At 26.5% G+C, this 17,762-nt stretch carries 19 protein-coding genes and 1 tRNA gene; 10 read left to right on the top strand and 10 right to left on the bottom strand.

The window, feature by feature from the left end; genetic code table 11:
- Nucleotides 1-40 precede the first annotated feature (40 nt).
- From mobB to DU473_RS03545, 5 genes are read left to right on the top strand one after another with little or no spacing between them, the layout of a single operon-like run.
- Entirely contained in the window at nt 41-520 is a 480-nt protein-coding gene (gene mobB, locus DU473_RS03565) for a molybdopterin-guanine dinucleotide biosynthesis protein B (protein WP_131165967.1), read from the top strand.
- A gap of 10 nt (nt 521-530) precedes the next feature.
- Nucleotides 531-1,376, top strand: a complete 846-nt coding sequence (locus DU473_RS03560; protein ID WP_131186534.1) for a class 1 fructose-bisphosphatase — start codon at nt 531-533, stop codon at nt 1,374-1,376.
- A 1-nt stretch (nt 1,377) separates the two neighbouring features.
- Entirely contained in the window at nt 1,378-1,581 is a 204-nt protein-coding gene (locus DU473_RS03555; protein WP_131163551.1) for a hypothetical protein, read from the top strand.
- A gap of 21 nt (nt 1,582-1,602) precedes the next feature.
- On the top strand, nt 1,603-3,468 hold the full coding sequence (gene metG / locus DU473_RS03550) for a methionine--tRNA ligase (protein WP_131163552.1): 1,866 nt from the start codon (nt 1,603-1,605) through the stop codon (nt 3,466-3,468).
- On the top strand, nt 3,465-4,409 hold the full coding sequence (locus DU473_RS03545) for a hypothetical protein (protein WP_131163553.1): 945 nt from the start codon (nt 3,465-3,467) through the stop codon (nt 4,407-4,409). The genes metG and DU473_RS03545 overlap by 4 nt, the downstream gene beginning before the upstream one ends.
- Here DU473_RS03545 and DU473_RS03540 read toward each other — a convergent pair.
- Nucleotides 4,398-4,847 carry a methylated-DNA--[protein]-cysteine S-methyltransferase gene (locus tag DU473_RS03540; protein WP_131186533.1) on the bottom strand — a complete coding sequence of 150 codons (450 nt, stop codon included), beginning with the start codon at nt 4,845-4,847 and terminating at the stop codon, nt 4,398-4,400. The two genes, DU473_RS03545 and DU473_RS03540, sit on opposite strands and share 12 nt — an antisense overlap.
- A gap of 125 nt (nt 4,848-4,972) precedes the next feature.
- Here DU473_RS03540 and DU473_RS03535 point away from each other — a divergent pair, with 125 nt between their 5' ends.
- Genes DU473_RS03535 through trmA form a run of 4 tightly spaced genes read left to right on the top strand, consistent with a single transcriptional unit; the run spans nt 4,973 to nt 9,730 of the window.
- Entirely contained in the window at nt 4,973-6,193 is a 1,221-nt protein-coding gene (locus DU473_RS03535; protein ID WP_131165962.1) for an ankyrin repeat domain-containing protein, read from the top strand.
- Nucleotides 6,190-6,939 carry an SDR family NAD(P)-dependent oxidoreductase gene (locus DU473_RS03530; RefSeq protein WP_131165961.1) on the top strand — a complete coding sequence of 250 codons (750 nt, stop codon included), beginning with the start codon at nt 6,190-6,192 and terminating at the stop codon, nt 6,937-6,939. Before DU473_RS03535 ends, DU473_RS03530 begins: the two co-directional genes overlap by 4 nt.
- Nucleotides 6,936-8,657 (top strand): Na+/H+ antiporter NhaC family protein, encoded by a 1,722-nt coding sequence (locus tag DU473_RS03525; RefSeq protein ID WP_131163557.1) that lies wholly within the window; start codon nt 6,936-6,938, stop codon nt 8,655-8,657. Before DU473_RS03530 ends, DU473_RS03525 begins: the two co-directional genes overlap by 4 nt.
- A complete protein-coding gene (gene trmA, locus DU473_RS03520) occupies nt 8,654-9,730 on the top strand; it encodes a tRNA (uridine(54)-C5)-methyltransferase TrmA (RefSeq protein ID WP_131186532.1) in 1,077 nt (358 codons plus the stop codon). The genes DU473_RS03525 and trmA overlap by 4 nt, the downstream gene beginning before the upstream one ends.
- Here the strand turns inward: trmA and DU473_RS03515 are convergent.
- From DU473_RS03515 to glmU, 8 genes are all read right to left on the bottom strand, one after another.
- Nucleotides 9,717-10,133: a hypothetical protein gene (locus DU473_RS03515; protein WP_131186531.1), complete on the bottom strand. Its 417-nt coding sequence runs from the start codon at nt 10,131-10,133 to the stop codon at nt 9,717-9,719. The two genes, trmA and DU473_RS03515, sit on opposite strands and share 14 nt — an antisense overlap.
- Before the next feature lie 70 nt (nt 10,134-10,203).
- Nucleotides 10,204-10,926, bottom strand: coding sequence for a tRNA pseudouridine(38-40) synthase TruA (gene truA, locus DU473_RS03510; protein WP_131186530.1), 723 nt, complete (start codon nt 10,924-10,926; stop codon nt 10,204-10,206).
- Entirely contained in the window at nt 10,926-11,951 is a 1,026-nt protein-coding gene (locus tag DU473_RS03505; RefSeq protein ID WP_131165956.1) for an LptF/LptG family permease, read from the bottom strand. Before DU473_RS03505 ends, truA begins: the two co-directional genes overlap by 1 nt.
- Complete coding sequence (locus DU473_RS03500; protein WP_131165955.1) at nt 11,935-12,708, bottom strand: prepilin peptidase; 774 nt, start codon at nt 12,706-12,708, stop codon at nt 11,935-11,937. Before DU473_RS03500 ends, DU473_RS03505 begins: the two co-directional genes overlap by 17 nt.
- Nucleotides 12,705-13,373 carry a polyprenyl diphosphate synthase gene (gene uppS / locus DU473_RS03495; protein WP_131163563.1) on the bottom strand — a complete coding sequence of 223 codons (669 nt, stop codon included), beginning with the start codon at nt 13,371-13,373 and terminating at the stop codon, nt 12,705-12,707. The genes DU473_RS03500 and uppS overlap by 4 nt, the downstream gene beginning before the upstream one ends.
- 2 nt (nt 13,374-13,375) lie before the next feature.
- On the bottom strand, nt 13,376-13,990 hold the full coding sequence (locus tag DU473_RS03490) for a hypothetical protein (protein WP_131186529.1): 615 nt from the start codon (nt 13,988-13,990) through the stop codon (nt 13,376-13,378).
- Nucleotides 13,987-15,141, bottom strand: a complete 1,155-nt coding sequence (coaBC, locus tag DU473_RS03485) for a bifunctional phosphopantothenoylcysteine decarboxylase/phosphopantothenate--cysteine ligase CoaBC (protein WP_131186528.1) — start codon at nt 15,139-15,141, stop codon at nt 13,987-13,989. Before coaBC ends, DU473_RS03490 begins: the two co-directional genes overlap by 4 nt.
- The gene (glmU, locus tag DU473_RS03480; RefSeq protein ID WP_131186527.1) at nt 15,138-16,424 is read right to left on the bottom strand and encodes a bifunctional UDP-N-acetylglucosamine diphosphorylase/glucosamine-1-phosphate N-acetyltransferase GlmU; all 1,287 of its coding nucleotides are present in this window, start codon (nt 16,422-16,424) and stop codon (nt 15,138-15,140) included. Before glmU ends, coaBC begins: the two co-directional genes overlap by 4 nt.
- Nucleotides 16,425-16,582: 158 nt before the next feature.
- On the opposite strand from glmU, the gene fliP reads away from it, so the two are divergent.
- Complete coding sequence (fliP, locus tag DU473_RS03475) at nt 16,583-17,320, top strand: flagellar type III secretion system pore protein FliP (protein ID WP_131163567.1); 738 nt, start codon at nt 16,583-16,585, stop codon at nt 17,318-17,320.
- Nucleotides 17,321-17,681: 361 nt separating this feature from the next.
- On the opposite strand, the gene DU473_RS03470 is transcribed toward fliP, so the two are convergent.
- Nucleotides 17,682-17,758, bottom strand: a tRNA-Arg gene (locus DU473_RS03470).
- Nucleotides 17,759-17,762: the final 4 nt, after the last annotated feature.

Genomic DNA, 17,762 nt, shown 5'->3' with positions numbered 1-17,762 from the left:
AAATAAGGTATAATTCCAAAAAAATATCCAAAGAGAAAAAATGACAAAATCTATTATGGCTTTTAGCGGGCCTTCAAATTCTGGAAAAACAACATTAATTACAAAAATCACTCAAAAAATGATACAGAACAATCTTAAAGTTTTGATCATAAAACATGACCCTTCTGATAAAGCTCAATTTGATTTTAATGGAAAAGATAGCTTTCGTTTTTTTCAAAGTGGTGCCGAAGTTATTGTTTTAAGCCCTACCAGAACAACTTTTTTTTCTCATCAAGAACGAGATATTTTAGAAAGTATTAAAATGGTAAAAGATTTTGATATATGTTTAGTTGAAGGTTTAAAAACGCTTGATCTTCCAAGAATTAGTGTATTTTGTAAAGAAATTGATGAAAGTTATTTTGCTTTTTCAGACGCTATTGCTTCTTATAAAGAAATTACAAATAAAAATCTTAAATGGCTTTATTTAGATGATATAGAAGGAATCTATACTTACATTTTAGAACACGCAAAAAAAATATAAGGAAAAATATATGCAAGAAATTTTTGATTTTATAAAAAAAGCTGTAATTAAAATCTCAAACGAACTTAAATTTCCAGATACCTCCTATGAAAAAACCCAAAATAACACAGGAGACACTCAACTTAAATTTGATATTTTAAGCGATCAAATCATTACAAATACTTTGAAAGAATGTCCAAATATCAAGGCTTTAATTAGCGAAGAAAAGCAAGAAGAATTAACAATCAATGAAAAAGCTAAATATATCATAGCTTATGATCCTTTAGATGGTTCTTCTTTAATGGATGTAAATTTTGCCATAGGATCTATTTTTGCCATTTATGAGCAAGAAGCTGATGCAAAAAATTTAAAAGCGGCTGTTTATAGTATATATGGACCTAGAGTTGAACTTGTAATTTGCGAAGATTTACCAAAACTTTATCGCTTGGATCAAAATAATCATTTTGTTTTTATACAAGAGCTTCACATGCAAGAAAAAGGAAAAATCAACGCAACAGGTGCAAGTCAAAAATTTTGGAGCAATAAACATAAAAATTTTATACAAGAATTATTTAACGAAGGTTATAGACTAAGATATTCTGGGGCAATGGTCAGTGATATACATCAAATTTTAATTAAAAAAGGCGGATTGTTTAGTTATCCTGCTACAGAAGATGCCCCAAATGGAAAATTAAGAGCATTTTTTGAAGTCTTTCCTTTAGCTTTTATTATAGAAAAAGCTGGTGGGCTTACAAGCAATGGAGATAACACTTCTTTATTAGATCTCAAATTTAAAGAAATTCATGCTAGTACACCTTGTTTCTTTGGATCAAAATATGAAATTCAAAAACTTTTAAATTTTAATAAGGCTAATTAATATGGAAGAAGCAGTCATTCTTGATAATTTTGAAAAAAACCTGCAACAAAATAAAGAAAAACTAGAAAATTGTCAAAGAACAAAAAATCTTACTTCTTGTTATAATTGCCCTGAAATTTTTACTTGTCAAACACGTAAAAATTATGTAGATGCAGTTTATAATAGTATGTCAAAAGGAAAAAATGAAGGTGGTTTTGACTTTTAAAAATTTAACTAAAGGAAAAAGATGCGTTATATAACTACACCAATTTATTATGTAAACGATAAACCTCATCTAGGTCATGCCTATACTACAATTTTAGCCGATACAATGGCAAGATTTTATCGCTTACAAGGATATGAAACAAAATTTTTAACAGGCACAGACGAACATGGACAAAAAATAGAACAAGCTGCCAAAAATCACAATAACTCTGCAAAAGAATACGCCGATAAAATAAGCTTAGAATTTAAAAAACTCTGGGATGAATTTGAAATTACTTATGATATATACGCAAGAACTACTGATCAAAAACATATTGATTTTGTTCAAAATATTTTTCTAAAAATGTATGAAAAAGGAGATATTTATAAAGATGAATATGAAGGACATTATTGCATCTCTTGTGAAAGTTTTTTTACTCCAACTCAACTAATCAATCATCTTTGTTGCCCAGATTGCGGAAAAGAAACTTCTCTTTTAAAAGAAGAAAGTTATTTCTTTAGGCTTTCAAAATATCAAGATAAAATTTTAAAATGGTATGAAGAATCCGATCCTATACTGCCTAAAAATAAAAAAAATGAACTTATTAATTTTGTTCAAAATGGCTTAAAAGATCTTTCGATTACTAGAACAAGTTTTAATTGGGGAATTAAACTTCCAAAAGAATTAAAAGACGATAAACATATTATTTATGTTTGGCTTGATGCACTTTTTATCTATGTAAGTTCTTTGCAAGATGAAAATTCAAAATTTTGGCCTGCACATATACATTTGGTAGGAAAAGATATCTTACGTTTTCACGCTATTTATTGGCCTGCTTTTTTAATGAGTGCAAATTTACCTCTACCAAAATTTGTAGCAGCACACGGATGGTGGATACAAGATGGAGAAAAAATGAGTAAATCTAAAGGCAATATTATAGATCCTAGAAAAATTGCTCATACTTATGGATTAGAAGCTTTTAGATATTTTCTTCTTAAAGAGGTATCTTTTGGCAATGATGGAGATTTTAATGAACAATCTTTAATCAATCATATCAATGCAGAACTTAGTAATGAATTTGGAAATTTACTTGGACGTATTATAGGAATGAGTGCAAAATACTCCCAAAATTACATAGATCATAAAGACGTTTTAATATATTTTAGCGAAGAATATCAGCAAGCAAAAAAACATTTAAAAGAAGCTATTAATTTTTTAGAAGTTTTACAAACTAATCATTATTTAGAAGAACTCTTTAAGGCTTTAAATGTAGCAAATTTAAGCATAAGCAAATATGAACCTTGGAATTTAATCAAAAACAACGAAAATAAAAAAGCAAATGCTCTAATCTCTCTTTGTGCAAATATCCTAGCACAAGTTAGCATACTTTTAAATCCAGTATTGCCAAATAGCACAAAAAAAGTTGCTAAAGCTTTAAATTTTGAAATATCAAGCAAAACTTATCAAAAACTCATTTTAAATAATGAACTTTTGGATTTTAAAGCTTCTCCTTGTGAAGCTTTATTTCCTAAAATTGAACAAAAAAGCCAAAAAGAAAATGAAATAAAACAAGAAAATAAAGCAAAAATTAAAATAGAAGATTTCTCTAAAATTGAAATCAAAATAGGCCTAGTTAAAGATTGTCAAGCCATACCAGGAAGCGATAAACTTTTAAGATTTGAACTTGAACTTGAAGATAATGAAATAAGACAAGTAATTTCAGGGATCGCTAAACACTATAATCCAAAAGATTTAATAGGAAAACAAATTTGTGTATTAAGCAATCTTAAAAAAGCAAAAATTTTTGGATACGAAAGTGATGGTATGATTCTTAGTGCTAAAAGCGGGGATAAACTTGTATTAATAACTCCTGAACAGTTGGTAGAAAACGGCTCTTTAATAGGATGAATATTTCAAATCTTAATGAACTTTTAAATACAAAAATTATCAACGAAGGAAAGGTCTTAAGCGTAGAAGGTTTTAGCCTTAATTTAAATGAAGTAAAATACGCTTATGCTTTTTTTTCAAATGATGAGCTAGAAATAAAAGAAGCTATTAAAAAAGGGGCTTTTGTTATTGTCTATGAAAAAGAAATTCCTATATTAGATAAAGAAATTTTTTATCTACAAAGCCAAAATTTAGAAGTATCTATTTTTAGACTTTTACGTTTTTTATGTGAAGAAAAAGAATTTAAATTTTTACTATGCAATCCTAATGAAATTCATTTTGCAAAAGCATTTTATTTAAAAAGTTTACAAGAGAATATTTTTTTAGATTTTAACTCTTTGATTAAAGCCGATAAAAATGAAATTTTTTGCTCTAGCAATAAAAATTATATTTTAAAACTTTGTGCCAATTTTGATCAACTTAATCAAGTTAATTTTGCCTTATTAGAAAGTTCGAGTCCTTTTTATATAAATTTAATTTGTGAAAACATATATTTTAAAAATATAAAATTACCTTTTATTTATGCACAAATTTTTGCTAATTTTATATCCTTTTTACAAGAAAAAAAACGTGATATTCGTTTTAATCTAAATAAATTAGATTTTTTTCAAATTTATTTTATACATTATGATTTTAAGCCTGCTGAATTTGGAAAAAGCGATAGAGCTCTTATTTTTGTTTTTAATGAAAACGATTTTGAATTTTTTAAAGAAAATTTTAAAAATATTAAAGGTTTTAAATCCGCTTTAAAAAATTCTTTATTTTGTGATTTTTCGTATTCTCATATTTTTGATTTAAAAAACAAAGATTTTAAGTACTGTCTTATACTAGATGAACATAAAAACTATATTAAAGATTTTTGTTTGCAAAATGAGATAGAAGAATCAAACCTATTTGACTGATTTTTCAAGGTCAATTAAAAATTTTTTAATCTCCAAGCCCCCATTATATCCGCCAATCCCATTACTTGCTACTACCCTATGACAAGGAATAAAAATAGGAATATCATTTTTAGAATTAGCATTACCCACAGCGCGAAAAGTCTTAGGATGAGCTATTTTTAAAGCTATATCCTTATAAGTTAATAAAACTCCATAAGGAATTTGAATTAAAGCTTTGTATACTTTTTGTTCAAATTCGCTTCCTTTAAATTTTAAAGGTGTTTTAAATTCCTTTAATTTACCTGAAAAATAAAGTTTTAATTCTTCTTTTGCTTGTTCTAATACTTCGCAACTTTTATCTTCAAAATAAGTTTGATGAAAATCAACCTTAGTCAAAAATTTTCCATCACTATGTAGAGATAAGTAACATAAAGGGGATTTAAAACAAATTTTAAACATTATTTATCCTTAAATAAAGAAAATTATATTATTCTACTTTTCTAAAAACAATTGATTATTTTTAATAAAAAATTATTAAGCAAATGCCGATTTAAACTTGAAGTTTAACACAAAAAAGGATTAAATTGAAATTTTTATTTTCTCTTATATTATCTCTTTCTTCTATATTAGCTTTTGATTGTAAAAATATCTTAAACCAAAAATTTGATTTATCTGATCAAAATATCATTAATAAAATTGACAATTGTAAAGAGTCTTTAAAAAATGCAATTTTTACAAAAGATCTTTATAAGATTTCTAATGAAATAAGAGGAAGCAATAGTTCTTGTTCGGGTATATCTTATTTGCCAAAGCTTACAGAGTTTAATCTTTTGTTATTAAAGATTTCTATTGATCCTTTAGCTTACCAAAAAGAGCTTGAAAGAAAAACAAATCTAGATAAAAAATACCAAGAACTAAATACTTATTTTAAATATTGGGCTTATCAAAGTATAGGAAATTTTAGACTTTACCAATCTTTTTGGCAAAAATACAACAACGCTTTAAAACCTTTAGAAAACTATTATCAAAAAACATTTAATTTGGATAAAACAACTTCGTTTTTTTTAGCAAAGCAAGCCTTAAATGAATTTTTAAATTGGGCAGTTGGTGAAACAAAAATTATAAAAGATATTTTACCAATATCCAAAATACTTGAAAATAAAAATTGTAACGAAAGCTGTTTAAAACAATTTATTTACACAAATAATCCCTCTAGAACAGAACTCACTATAGCATTAAGATCTGCCTTATTAAATCAAAGAAACACAACAATTATTCAAACTCTTTTAGATTTTGGTGCCAAGCTTGATGAAGGATATGAAAGTGCTATTTTTTATGCTTTAGAGAATTATCAAAATACAAAATTTTTAATCGAACAAGGAGCAAATGTAAACCAAAGTAATGCATTTGGAAAAACTCCTCTTTTTTATGCTATAGAATTTCAAAAAAAAGACATCATAGAACTTTTACTTAATAATAAGGCAGATGTAAATCATAAATACATTAACAACAATGAAAAACTAGCACTAAGCGCCAATATAGAAAGTGATACACCTTATTTTATAACCTTTTGTGCTCTTGAACATACTTCTAAAAATGTCCTAATGCATGCTGCAGCATACGGAAATACGGAAATTTTAAAACTTTTGGTGCAAAAAGGCGTAAAACTTTTTGAAAAAGATGATTTAGGTTTTAATGCCTTAGACTTTGCTTTAGCCGCTAAAAAAGAAGAAAATGCTAAATATCTAAAATCTTTAGGTCTTAAACCAAGCGAAAATTTATTTTATGGAGGTTCTTTAGAATGAAAACAGCTTTAATCACAGGAGCTAGTTCTGGCTTTGGAAGAGCTAGCGTAGAAGCATTAATTAATGAAGGTTTTAAAGTTATAGCCATAGCAAGACGCGAAGAAAGATTAAAGCTTTTAAAAGAAAAATTTAAAGATAAACTCCATATTATTGCACTAGATGTGCGTGATAAAGAAAAAATAAATTCTGAACTTAAAAATTTACCCAAAGAATTCAGCGATATTAGCCTTTTAATCAATAACGCAGGACTTGCGCTTAATCAAGACGAATTTGATAGCTTGAGTTTAGAAGATATAGATACTATGGTTGATACAAATATTAAAGGCTTTTTATATATTGCAAGGGTGATCATTCCCATACTTAGAAAACAAAAAAATGCTTATATTTTTAATATAGGATCAGTAGCAGCGACAAATCCTTATTTTGGCGGTAATGTATATTGTGGCACAAAAGCATTTGTAAGGCAATTTTCTCTTGCATTAAGAAATGATTTAAGATCAAGCAATATTAAAGTTACCAATATAGCTCCAGGACTTTGTAAAACAGAATTTTCCGAAGTTCGCTTTAAAGGAGATAAAGAAAAAGCAGAACAAATTTATAAAAACACCAAATTTATTAGCGCTGATGATATTGCAAAAGTTATTATTTCCATTATCAATCTTCCAGAACATATTAATATCAATGAAATAGAACTTATGCCAGTTACACAAACTTGGAATGGTTTTCATATAGAGAAGTTTTCATGAAAATTATATTTATATTTTTAATGCCTATTGCTCTATTTGCTGATGCTGATACTAATGCTAATTTATATGGTTTTTTTACTCTTATACCGCCTATTATAGCAATTGCTTTAGCTTTTGTTACAAAAGATGTTATCTTATCTTTGTTTGCAGGGGTTTTAAGTGGAACTTTTCTTTTAAGCTTGTCTTCTAATATTTTTTTAAGTCAAAAGATACAATTTTTAAATATCTACAATACCCTTTTAGAATCATTTACAAAAATGATTTCTTATATCTTGCACTCCACTTCAGATCCTTTAAATGCTGGAATTATTTTACAAATTCTTTGCATAGGAGGATTGGTAGCTCTTATTACCAAAATGGGTGGAGCTAAAGCTATAGCTTTAAATTTTGCAAAAAGAGCTAAATCTGCTGTAAGCGCTCAAATAAATACTTGGTTCATAGGCCTTTTAATATTTTTTGATGATTATGCTAATTTGCTAATCGTTGGTCCCATCATGCGACCCTTAGCAGATAAATTTAAAATTTCAAGAGAAAAATTTGCTTTTATTATTGACTCAACTGCTGCTCCGGTTGCTGGAATAGCTATCATTTCAACTTGGATAGGTCTAGAAGTTTCTTTAATTAAAAATGCCTATAATCATATAGGTATAGAAAATATTAGTGCTTTTGGAATTTTTTTAGAAACTATTCCTTACAGATTTTATAATATTTTTATGCTTTTTTTTGTTTTAATGACAGCATTAATGAAGAGAGAATTTGGACCTATGTATCAAGCAGAAATAAGGGCTAGAACTACAGGAGAAGTCGCACCAAAAATCAAATCTCAAGCACTAAATACAGCTGAATTAGAAGATCAATTTTTAGCACCAAAAGAAAATATAAGTATCAAAGCTTCAAGTGCTATTATTCCGATTTTTATTCTTATTTTTCTCTGTATTGTTGGTTTTTATTTTAATGGACTTGGCGTATTAGAAGGAGATGAGTTAAAAAAAGTTAAAGAAAATCCTTTATCTTTTTATGCTTTTAGAACAACTTTTGGGAACGCAGATTCTTCTGTAGTATTGTTTCAATCTGCTTTATTTTCTGCCATTATTGCCATTTTTATGGGAATTAGAAGGAAGATTTTTGATCTTAAAGAAGCAATAGAAACTTGGATTTATGGTTGGAAAACTATGATTTTTACTATAGTTTTACTTTTGCTTGCATGGTCTCTTTCTAGTATAGTTAAAGATCTTGGAACTTCTAAATATATAGTTTCTCTTCTTGTTGGAGAACTACCCTCTTTTGTTCTTCCTTCGGTAATTTTTCTATTTGCCTCGGGAATTTCTTTTGCTATAGGAACTAGTTATGGAACAATGAGTATTTTAATGCCACTGGCCGTACCTTTAGCCTACGCCATTGCACAACTTAATCAATTTGATCCTAATTCTTTGCATCATTATATGGTTATTAATATAAGCTGTGTTTTAACAGGGGCTATTTTTGGAAATCATTGCTCTCCTATTTCAGATAATGTTATACTCTCTTCAATGAGTGCAAAATGCGATCATATGGAACACGTTAGAACTCAAATTCCTTATGCTTTATTTATCTGTATAATCTCTTTAATCACTGGTTATTTGCCTATCTCTTTAGGATTTAGTGTGTGGATTATCCTACCTTTAAATCTAGCACTTATTGTAATTTTGTTAAGAATGATTGGAAAAAAAGTCGAATGAAAGATTTTTCTAAACTGTGCATCAATAATACTTTAGAAGAAAAAATTAGACAAATTAAAGAGCTTTTCAAAGAAAATTATAAAGAAGAATTTGAAATTTTTATTTCTTCTTTTAAACATTATAGAACAAGAGCTGAGCTTTCCTTTTATCACAAAGATGATGATATATTCTATGCTATGTTTGATGAAAAAACTAAGAAAAAATATATTATTGATACTTTAGATTTTTGCGATGAAAAAATATGTAATCTTATGCCTTTATTGCTTGATTACATAAAAAAGAATTTTGCATTAAAAGAAAAACTTTTTGGAGTGGAATTTCTAGCAAGTAAAAAAGAATTAAGCGTAACATTGCTTTATCATAAAGATATAAATTTAATAGAAAAAGAACTTTCTGATTTAAGTAAAAACCTCCAATTAAATCTTATTGCAAGAAGCAAAAAGAAAAAATTAATTTTTCAAAAAGAAATTCTTACCCAAAATCTAAATATTTTTGATAAAGAATTTATTTATGAATTTAATAATGATTGCTTTATACAACCAAATACCCTAATCAATGAAAAAATGATAGAATGGGTTTTAACAATACTTAAACAAGAAACAACAAAAGATTTATTGGAGCTTTATTGTGGTTATGGAAATTTTACAATAGCTTTAGCTTCTTGTTTTAAAAAAGTATTAGCCACAGAACTTTCTAAAAAAAATATACAATTTGCATTAAAAAATTGCGAGTTGAATCAAATTTCTAATATAGATTTTATAAGACTTTCAAGCGAAGAACTTAGTCAAGCATTTAAAAAAGAAAGAGAATTTAATCGTTTAAAGCATATAAATCTTGATGATTTTAATTTCTCTCATGTTCTAGTTGATCCTCCAAGATCTGGACTTAATAAAGAGGTTATAAATTTAATAAAAAACTATAATAATATTATTTATATTTCTTGTAATCCTTTAAGTTTAAAAGAAAATTTAGATTTTCTTTTAAAAACTCATCAAATTAAAAAATTTGCACTTTTTGATCAATTTGTTCATACCAAACATTTAGAATGTGGTATTTTACTTAAAAAGATATAAAAAAATAATTCATTAATTTTGCTAAAATTACAATCACCATGGCCAAAATAAAAACAATAGGATGTATTATCTTGCCTAAAGGATTTGGCTTTTTAAATATAAAACGACAAAACAAAGAAAATAACACCAAAGCAAAAATAATAGAAGCTAAAATAATCTTTATAGCAAAATAACCATTTAATGGCTTAAAATGAAAACTTGCTAACATTCCACCACTTAAAAATAATATTAAAACTATAAAAGGCATTATTTTAATTGCTGTATTTGATAAAAGTTTAGAGTCAAAATCATTATAATTCTTTTTTACTTTTCTTATAACAAAAATATCAACAAATAAATATCCTATAAAAAATATAGCACAAATTAAATGCACAAGCAAAATATATACATAATACCCACTCATATTTACTCCTTTTTTTTTCTGTATTCTATACAAAAAATAGAACAAAAAAATTAATATGTGTTAATTTATATCAATATAAAATTCTATGCAAATAAAGTCCATTGGGGGGAGCTAAAATTCTACAGTGCTCTTTTTTTGCCTCAATTTGTTCTTTAAGTTGTTCTTTGCTTAAACGATTTTCTAAAACAGCCAAAACACTAGCAACACTTAAACGAATTTGAGCCCTTAAAAAACCATTAGCCCTAAAAGTAAAAATGCTTAATTTCTTATAAGCATAGGCTTTAGCAAAATACATCTTTCTTATTGTACTTTTTGTAGAACTACCTTCTTTTTGAAATAACTTAAAATTATGCTCTCCGTTAAATAAAGCAAGAAGTTCATTTGCTTGATTTATATCAAATGAAGGATAAAAATAAGCATAACGTGATAAAAAAGGATTAAATTTGTCATGATTAAATATATAACGATATTCTCTTGCCTTAGCATCAAATCTTACTTCAAAGTCTTGTTCCATCTTTTGAATTTGTTTTATATGTATAAAAGGATGAGTATATTTATTAAGTTGATTTTTAAGATAATGTAAATCTTTAAAATAATCTCCACATTCTACACAACCTACGGCATTATTAGCATGCACTCCTTTATCTGTTCGTGAAGCCATTAAAAACGAATTATAAATTCCAAGATGAGAAAGAGCATTTTCAAAGTTATCTTGAACACTTTTTTTATGTGGTTGTTTAGCAGAACCTAAAAAAGCTGAACCATCGTAAGAAAAAACAAATTTTAATTTCATTAATAACGACTTAAAATCATTTTTTTAAAACATATAAACGAAGCAATAAAAATACTTAAAAAAATTAAAATACAGGATAAAATTGGGGGCTGATGAAAAATGTTTAAAAGTCCAAAATATACGCCAATAACCCCAAACATACCAAAATATATAAAACCTTTTTCATAGCGGTAAGTCACTATACCAAAACTTAAAGCAAAAAGAGTGCTTGCTAAAGGAAAAAGAGCAATTGTAGTATAAACAACAAATTCTTTTGCTTTCTCTTCATTGATAGAAATATCACTCCAATATTCATAGAAACTTTTTATTTTAGTATTTAAATTATCCACTTGAGTATTAATTACAAGCTTTTCAAAATCTCCTATAAACATAGTTTGATTATCCTCAAAATTATACATTTTGCCGGAATTTAATTCAAAAGAAAGACCATTTTCCTTTGATAATACTTTAGCATCTTTAGCAATGATAAATTGTTCCTTATCAGTTTTTAATTTTTTTGGATGATATAAAATAATATTTTTATACCCATTTGCTTCTTCTTTTTCAATAAAGATCATCCAATCTAAGAATTTTTGACCAAATTCTCCTGTTTTATAATTAAATTTAACTTGAGTTTTTTTATAATTAATAAAATTATCTTGAAGTTCAAAAACTATTGGAAGCACAATTAAAGCTACAATGAGCATTAAAGCACTCACACAAGCTGCAATTTGCAAGAAAAACTTAGCTAAATTTAAAGGTGAAAAACCTAGTGTAAAAAACACTATACTTTCATTCTCCTTAGAAAGTCTATAAAAAGCCAAAGTTAAAGCTATAAAAAAAGCTATAGGTAGAGTAAAGATTAAAATTCTTGGCAACATAAAACCATAGAGTCTTAAAAGATCCAAAAAATTAATTTCTATATTTGAGGTAAATTTCGCAAGCTGTATAAAAAATACCATAGAAACGATACTAAATAAAGTAAAAAAAATTGATAAATTTGTACTTAAAAATTGGTTTAAAATATATTTATAACAAAGTTTCATAATTTATCCTAAAAATCCAAACTAGAATAAAAGATAGAGTTAAAAAAGGTATCATAGCAAGTTCTTTCTCTTTTCTTGCTTTAATGATAAAAAAAGGCAAAGTCAAAATACAAGCAATAAACAAAGAGATAAATCCATCTTTAAAACCTAAAATTCCACCTATACAAGCAACTATAATAATATCTGCATCTCCTAAATTATCAGATATTTTATTTTTTCTTTTTAAATTTGTTAAAAATAAAATAAAACTTTTAAATAAAAACAAAGCCCCAGAAAAACTTACGGCATAAAGTAAAAACCCTTCTTTTAAATTTTCAAAAATAAAAATATAAAAAATTTCCTCCATTTTAAAAGCATAAAAACCCGCTAGAAAAAAAGCACTCCAAAGCAAAATTTCTGGAACAGCTTTTAATTTTATATCAATCAAAGAAAGTAAAAATAAATTAAAAACAAAAAAAGAAAAAACAATAAAATCATATAAATTTGTATTAAAAAAATAAGCAATACAAATTAAAAAAATACCAATTATTTCGCTTAAAAATACTTCAAAGGGAATTTTATTTTTACAATATTTACATTTTGCTCTTAAAAAAATATAAGAAAAAATAGGAATTAATTCTAAAAATCCTAAGTTTCTTCTACAACTAAAACAAAAAGATCTAGGATAAAAAATCTTTTGTTTATAGATGATACGATCAGCTAAAGCTTTACAAAAAGAACCTAAACTTGCACCTAAAATCAGCAAAAAAAATATCATAAACCAAAAGTTCTTTCGCGATTTTTATAATCTTTTATAATCCTTTTAAATTCTCTTTTTGTAAGGCTAGGAAATAAAGTTTCACTAAAGTATATTTCAGCGTAAGCGCATTGCCACAATAAAAAGTTAGAAAGTCTTTTAGCATTGCCCACTCTAAGAAGCAAATCCACATCTAAAGGCAGATCTAAATTTTTACTTAAATTTTCTTCATTAAGTTCTAAACCTTTTTCTAATACTCTTTTTGTAGCTCTAATAATTTCATTTTTAGAGCCATAAGAAATAGCTAAATGAATATAAAGCAAATTACAATGCTTTGTTTTTTCTTCAACTAAGGCTATTTTTTCTCTTAAATTCTTATCAAGTTTTGATAAATCACCAATTGCTTTTAAACAAACATTATTTTTTTCAAATTTTTCCAAAGCTTCATCTAAACAGCGATCTAAAAGTTTAAAAATAAAGTCAATTTCATCTTGTGGACGACCCCAATTTTCAGTACTAAAAGCAAAAAGACTTAAATTTGAAATTCCCTCCTCAACGCAAACTTCCATAATTTTTTGCATTGTTTTAACACCTTGAGAATAGCCTAACTTTACTAAAACTCCCTTAGCTTTAGCCCAACGTCTATTACCATCCATTACAATAGCAAGGTGTTTTAATTTATTCATTTTTATCCTTTAAAATTAAATAGTTTTTTAAATTCAAATAAAGGCTTCACATTTGTATCTTGTAAAACCTGTATTTTTAAGTGCTCGCTTAAAAATTTTTGCACTTTAAAAAAAGGTGTTTTAATTAAAATTTCATTTTCTTTAATAAAAATTTTTAAGGGTCCAAATACACCAAAAAAAAGATAAATTTCTAAAAATTTGTCTTTTTTCATTTGTAAAAGAGCGGCTTTGTTTTCAAAAACAAAAGGAATATGATATACATTTTCAAAACTTGCAAAAAGCATTTCTTTTAGAATTTGATATTTTTGCTTATCTTTGCATTCTATAAGATTATGTAAAATAAATTTTTTAAAATCAATTCCTTCTTCCAAAAGGCCAGTAATTAAAGATAATCCTTGTTCAAAAAAAGATAAACTAGGTTTTTTATAAAGATTTTTAAATTCTATTATACTACCACTATCATTATATAATTCTACTAAATATTGCACCCCAACTTCAAGCTCAATCATACTTTTAGTTTGAATTTTTTTATTATTTATTAGTAAAGTATAGTGCCCATATCCAGATTTAGCAAGAACTTCAATTTGTATAGGCAATATTGGATTAATAATACTCATAATTCTTTACATTTATAGGCTAGTTTATAGGCTAAATTTTTTTTATCCTGCATGGAAAATAACACCTCATCTTTGGCACTAATACACAATATTTCATTCAAATTAGATCCAAAAGAATTTTCTTTTTTTAAAATATTTAAGCATACCATATCAAGCTTTTTATCCTTTAATGAATGCTTAGCATTTTTTATAGCATTTTTTTCATCAAATTCTAGTTTAAATCCTATCTTTTTACCTTTAAAATCTATATTTTTAAGCAAATCTTCATTAGGTAAAAGCTTCAGCTCTAAACCTTCTAAATGCTCATTTTTTTTAATTTTTCCAGCTTGCATTATAGGGATAAAATCACTAACAGCGGCACTCATTATCAAAAAATCTTTATTTTTATTTTCTATTAAAAGTTCTTTTAGCTCTTTAGAACTTTCGAATTTTAAAAGTTTATAAGGAGTTTTAAAATCTACACTACTTAAAAAAGTGACATTAGCACCCAAAAAATAAAAAGCATCTGCTATAGCTTTAGCCATAAGTCCGCTTGAAAAATTACTAATACATCTTACCTCATCAATCTTTTCTTTCGTGCCTCCACCAGTTACAACAACACTTTTGCCTATAAAAAATTTTTCTTTTAAAAGTTCTCTTTTAACAATATTAAAAATATCCAAAACTTCTGCTAAAGCTCCTATGCCCTCGTCATTACAAGCAAGCTTTTTACAAATAGGATCTATTATCAAAGCACCCTGTTCTTTTAAAAGTTTCAAAGAATTCTGCACACTAAAATGCAAATACATATTTGTATTTGCTGCTGGAGCAATAATCAAAGGAAGTTTAGCTGCAATTAAAGTTTGTATAAATAAATTATCACAAATCCCTAAAGCAAGTTTATTAATAGAATTTATACTCGCAGGAGCAAAAAGTATAAGATCGCAATCTTTACTAAAAGCTATATGATTGTTTGCATTTTTCCAAGTTTCATTCTCTTCACATAAAACATCATCACAAAGTGCTTCAAAACTTATTTTAGAAGCAAATCTTAAAGCCCCATTGCTAAGTAAAACTTTAACCTTAAAGCCTTCTTTCTTAAATAAAGATATAAGCTCATAAGTTTTATAAAAAGCTATGCTTCCGCTAATTGCTAAAAGTAAAGTTTTCATTGAAATTTTTTATAAAAATAATCTTTAATTATTTTACTCGTTGCTCTATTGATAAATAAAGCTCCTTTTTCAACTTTTTTATCCACACAACTTCCAGCGGCTATAATCACATCATCTTCTATATTAACAGGGGCTATAAGCTCTGAATTTGAGCCAATAAAAACATTTTTACCTATTATACTTTTGTGCTTTTTGATACCATCATAATTGCAAGTAATAACCCCACAACCTATATTGGTCCCTTCATCGATTTCACAATCTCCAAGATAACTTAAATGCCCTGCTTTAATTTTGTTTAATTTTGCATTTTTGCATTCTACGAAATTTCCAATATGTGAATTTTTAATAATATTTTTAGGTCTAAGATGTGCCAAAGGTCCTATATCGCTATTAAATACTTCGCTCTCTTCTATAACACAAGAACTTTTAATGATAGAATTTACAATAAGACTCTTTCCTTCAATACGAACATTTTCATAAATTTCACATTCTCCTTCAAAACAAACATCAGGATCTATATAAATAGTATGAGGCAAATGAAAAATCACTCCTTGTTTCATCCAGTATTTCTTAAGCTCATCTTGCATTAATTCCTCAGCTTTGCTTAATTCAAATTTATCATTAACTCCCATAAATTCAAACTCATCTACAAAAACAGGATGTATTAAAACTCCTTTTTCTCTAGCTAATTTAATCGCATCTGTTAAATAATACTCTTTGGCTTCATTTTTATTATCAATCAAAGGCAAAATTTGCATTAAAAGATCTGAATTTATAGCATAAACTCCGGCATTACAAAGAGAAACATTTCTCTCCTCTTCACTAGCATCTTTAAATTCAACAATTTTTTCTAAAGAATCTTCTTTTAAAATTACCCTCCCGTAATTTTTAGGATCTTTAGCATTAAAAATTGCTACATTAAAATCATAATTTGTATCAATAAGTTTTTTTAAACTTTGTTCTTTTATTAAAGGCATATCTCCACATAAAATTAGTGTTTGTTTAGCTTGTGGTTTATAGTTTTTTAAAGCTCCTGCAGTTCCTGGAAATTTGTTTAAATCTTGTTCTAAAATTTTAGTTTTTGGAAAATGATCTAAAATTTCTTTTTCAATTAATTCTTTCTCATAAGATAAAACTACACTTACATCATCACTTATCTTAAAAGCTTTTTCAAGTATATATAAAATCATACTTTTTTTACATATTTTTTGTAAAACTTTTGGCTTTTTAGACTTCATTCTTGTTCCAAGTCCAGCAGCTAAAATTAAAATAGAACTTTGCATTTAAAACCTTATTCAAAAATTTTAAAGTATTTTACCAGCTTAAAATTAAGCAAAGTTTATCAAAAACTAAAGTTAAACTTGTTTTAAAACATCTAAAGATAAAATTAAAAATTATAAATATAAAATAGACTAAAAGAAAACTCCAAAGGTTAAAAAATTTGAAAAAAATTCTTTTATTGTTTTTATTTTCTTTAACTCTTTTTGCTGCTCCAGAAGCAACAATTCCTACTGTGAATTTAAGTTTAAGCGCCCCTGATACCCCAAATCAGCTTGTAACAACTTTAAACATTATCATTGTTTTAACCATACTTGCTTTAGCGCCAAGTATTATTTTTGTTATGACTTCTTTCTTGCGTTTAATTGTTGTTTTTTCATTTTTAAGACAAGCTATGGGAACGCAAAGTATGCCGCCTAATACTATTTTAATAACCCTTGCTCTTATTTTAACCTTTTTTATTATGGAACCTGTAGCCACAAAGTCATATAATGAAGCAGTTAAGCCTTATTTAGAGGAAAAAATAGGCTATGAAGAAGCATTTGCCAAAGGAGTTAAACCCTTTAAAGAATTTATGCTAAAAAATACTAGAGAAAAAGATCTTGCTTTATTTTATAGAATTCGAAATTTGCCTAATCCTAAAACCATAGACGATGTTCCTTTAAGCGTTCTTGTGCCAGCCTTTATGATTTCAGAATTAAAAACGGCTTTTGAAATAGGCTTTTTAATCTATCTACCTTTTTTAGTTATAGATATGGTCGTAAGTTCTGTATTAATGGCAATGGGTATGATGATGCTTCCGCCTGTTATGATATCTTTACCTTTTAAACTACTTATTTTTGTTTTAGTAGATGGATGGAATTTATTAGTACAAAGATTGGTAGAAAGTTTTGTAACCTAAATAAAAATTAATCAATAAACAAAATAATATTATTTTTATAAAAACTTCTGAAAAATTCAAATATTAAATATTACAAAAAAGATTCCAATACCTAGAATTTTTCAATATGTGATACCGAATATATATTCTTTTGGCTATTCTATGCTAATTATATACCTTTTATCTTTTGATTTCTAAATTATCTATATCTTTTTAATTAAATATTAAAAAACATTTTTTAGTATCTATATAGCCAATACTTTGGCTATATAGATGGCTACAAAATGATAAGAAAAATTTCAATCATAATAAAATCTGAATGCAGGAAAATCGTTTAAAATAGTAGATTTTATATCTTAATGTTATTTAGTGAATTATTACTTGGTGTCCACGGCGAGATTCGAACTCACGGCCTCAAAATTAGGAATTTTGTGCTCTATCCAGCTGAGCTACGAGGACATTT

The organism is Campylobacter novaezeelandiae, assembly GCF_004323845.1.
Classification (GTDB): Bacteria; Campylobacterota; Campylobacteria; order Campylobacterales; family Campylobacteraceae; genus Campylobacter_D; species Campylobacter_D novaezeelandiae.
This window is presented reverse-complemented; position numbering and strand designations above follow the sequence as displayed.

What these genes read in the sequence shown, in the direction of transcription:
- mobB (WP_131165967.1), top strand. Translation starts at nt 41, where the DNA reads ATGACAAAATCTATTATGGCTTTTAGCGGGCCTTCAAATTCTGGAAAA.
- DU473_RS03560 (WP_131186534.1), top strand. Translation starts at nt 531, where the DNA reads ATGCAAGAAATTTTTGATTTTATAAAAAAAGCTGTAATTAAAATCTCA.
- DU473_RS03555 (WP_131163551.1), top strand. Translation starts at nt 1,378, where the DNA reads ATGGAAGAAGCAGTCATTCTTGATAATTTTGAAAAAAACCTGCAACAA.
- metG (WP_131163552.1), top strand. Translation starts at nt 1,603, where the DNA reads ATGCGTTATATAACTACACCAATTTATTATGTAAACGATAAACCTCAT.
- DU473_RS03545 (WP_131163553.1), top strand. Translation starts at nt 3,465, where the DNA reads ATGAATATTTCAAATCTTAATGAACTTTTAAATACAAAAATTATCAAC.
- DU473_RS03540 (WP_131186533.1), bottom strand. Translation starts at nt 4,847, where the DNA reads ATGTTTAAAATTTGTTTTAAATCCCCTTTATGTTACTTATCTCTACAT.
- DU473_RS03530 (WP_131165961.1), top strand. Translation starts at nt 6,190, where the DNA reads ATGAAAACAGCTTTAATCACAGGAGCTAGTTCTGGCTTTGGAAGAGCT.
- DU473_RS03525 (WP_131163557.1), top strand. Translation starts at nt 6,936, where the DNA reads ATGAAAATTATATTTATATTTTTAATGCCTATTGCTCTATTTGCTGAT.
- trmA (WP_131186532.1), top strand. Translation starts at nt 8,654, where the DNA reads ATGAAAGATTTTTCTAAACTGTGCATCAATAATACTTTAGAAGAAAAA.
- DU473_RS03515 (WP_131186531.1), bottom strand. Translation starts at nt 10,133, where the DNA reads ATGAGTGGGTATTATGTATATATTTTGCTTGTGCATTTAATTTGTGCT.
- truA (WP_131186530.1), bottom strand. Translation starts at nt 10,926, where the DNA reads ATGAAATTAAAATTTGTTTTTTCTTACGATGGTTCAGCTTTTTTAGGT.
- DU473_RS03505 (WP_131165956.1), bottom strand. Translation starts at nt 11,951, where the DNA reads ATGAAACTTTGTTATAAATATATTTTAAACCAATTTTTAAGTACAAAT.
- DU473_RS03500 (WP_131165955.1), bottom strand. Translation starts at nt 12,708, where the DNA reads ATGATATTTTTTTTGCTGATTTTAGGTGCAAGTTTAGGTTCTTTTTGT.
- uppS (WP_131163563.1), bottom strand. Translation starts at nt 13,373, where the DNA reads ATGAATAAATTAAAACACCTTGCTATTGTAATGGATGGTAATAGACGT.
- DU473_RS03490 (WP_131186529.1), bottom strand. Translation starts at nt 13,990, where the DNA reads ATGAGTATTATTAATCCAATATTGCCTATACAAATTGAAGTTCTTGCT.
- coaBC (WP_131186528.1), bottom strand. Translation starts at nt 15,141, where the DNA reads ATGAAAACTTTACTTTTAGCAATTAGCGGAAGCATAGCTTTTTATAAA.
- glmU (WP_131186527.1), bottom strand. Translation starts at nt 16,424, where the DNA reads ATGCAAAGTTCTATTTTAATTTTAGCTGCTGGACTTGGAACAAGAATG.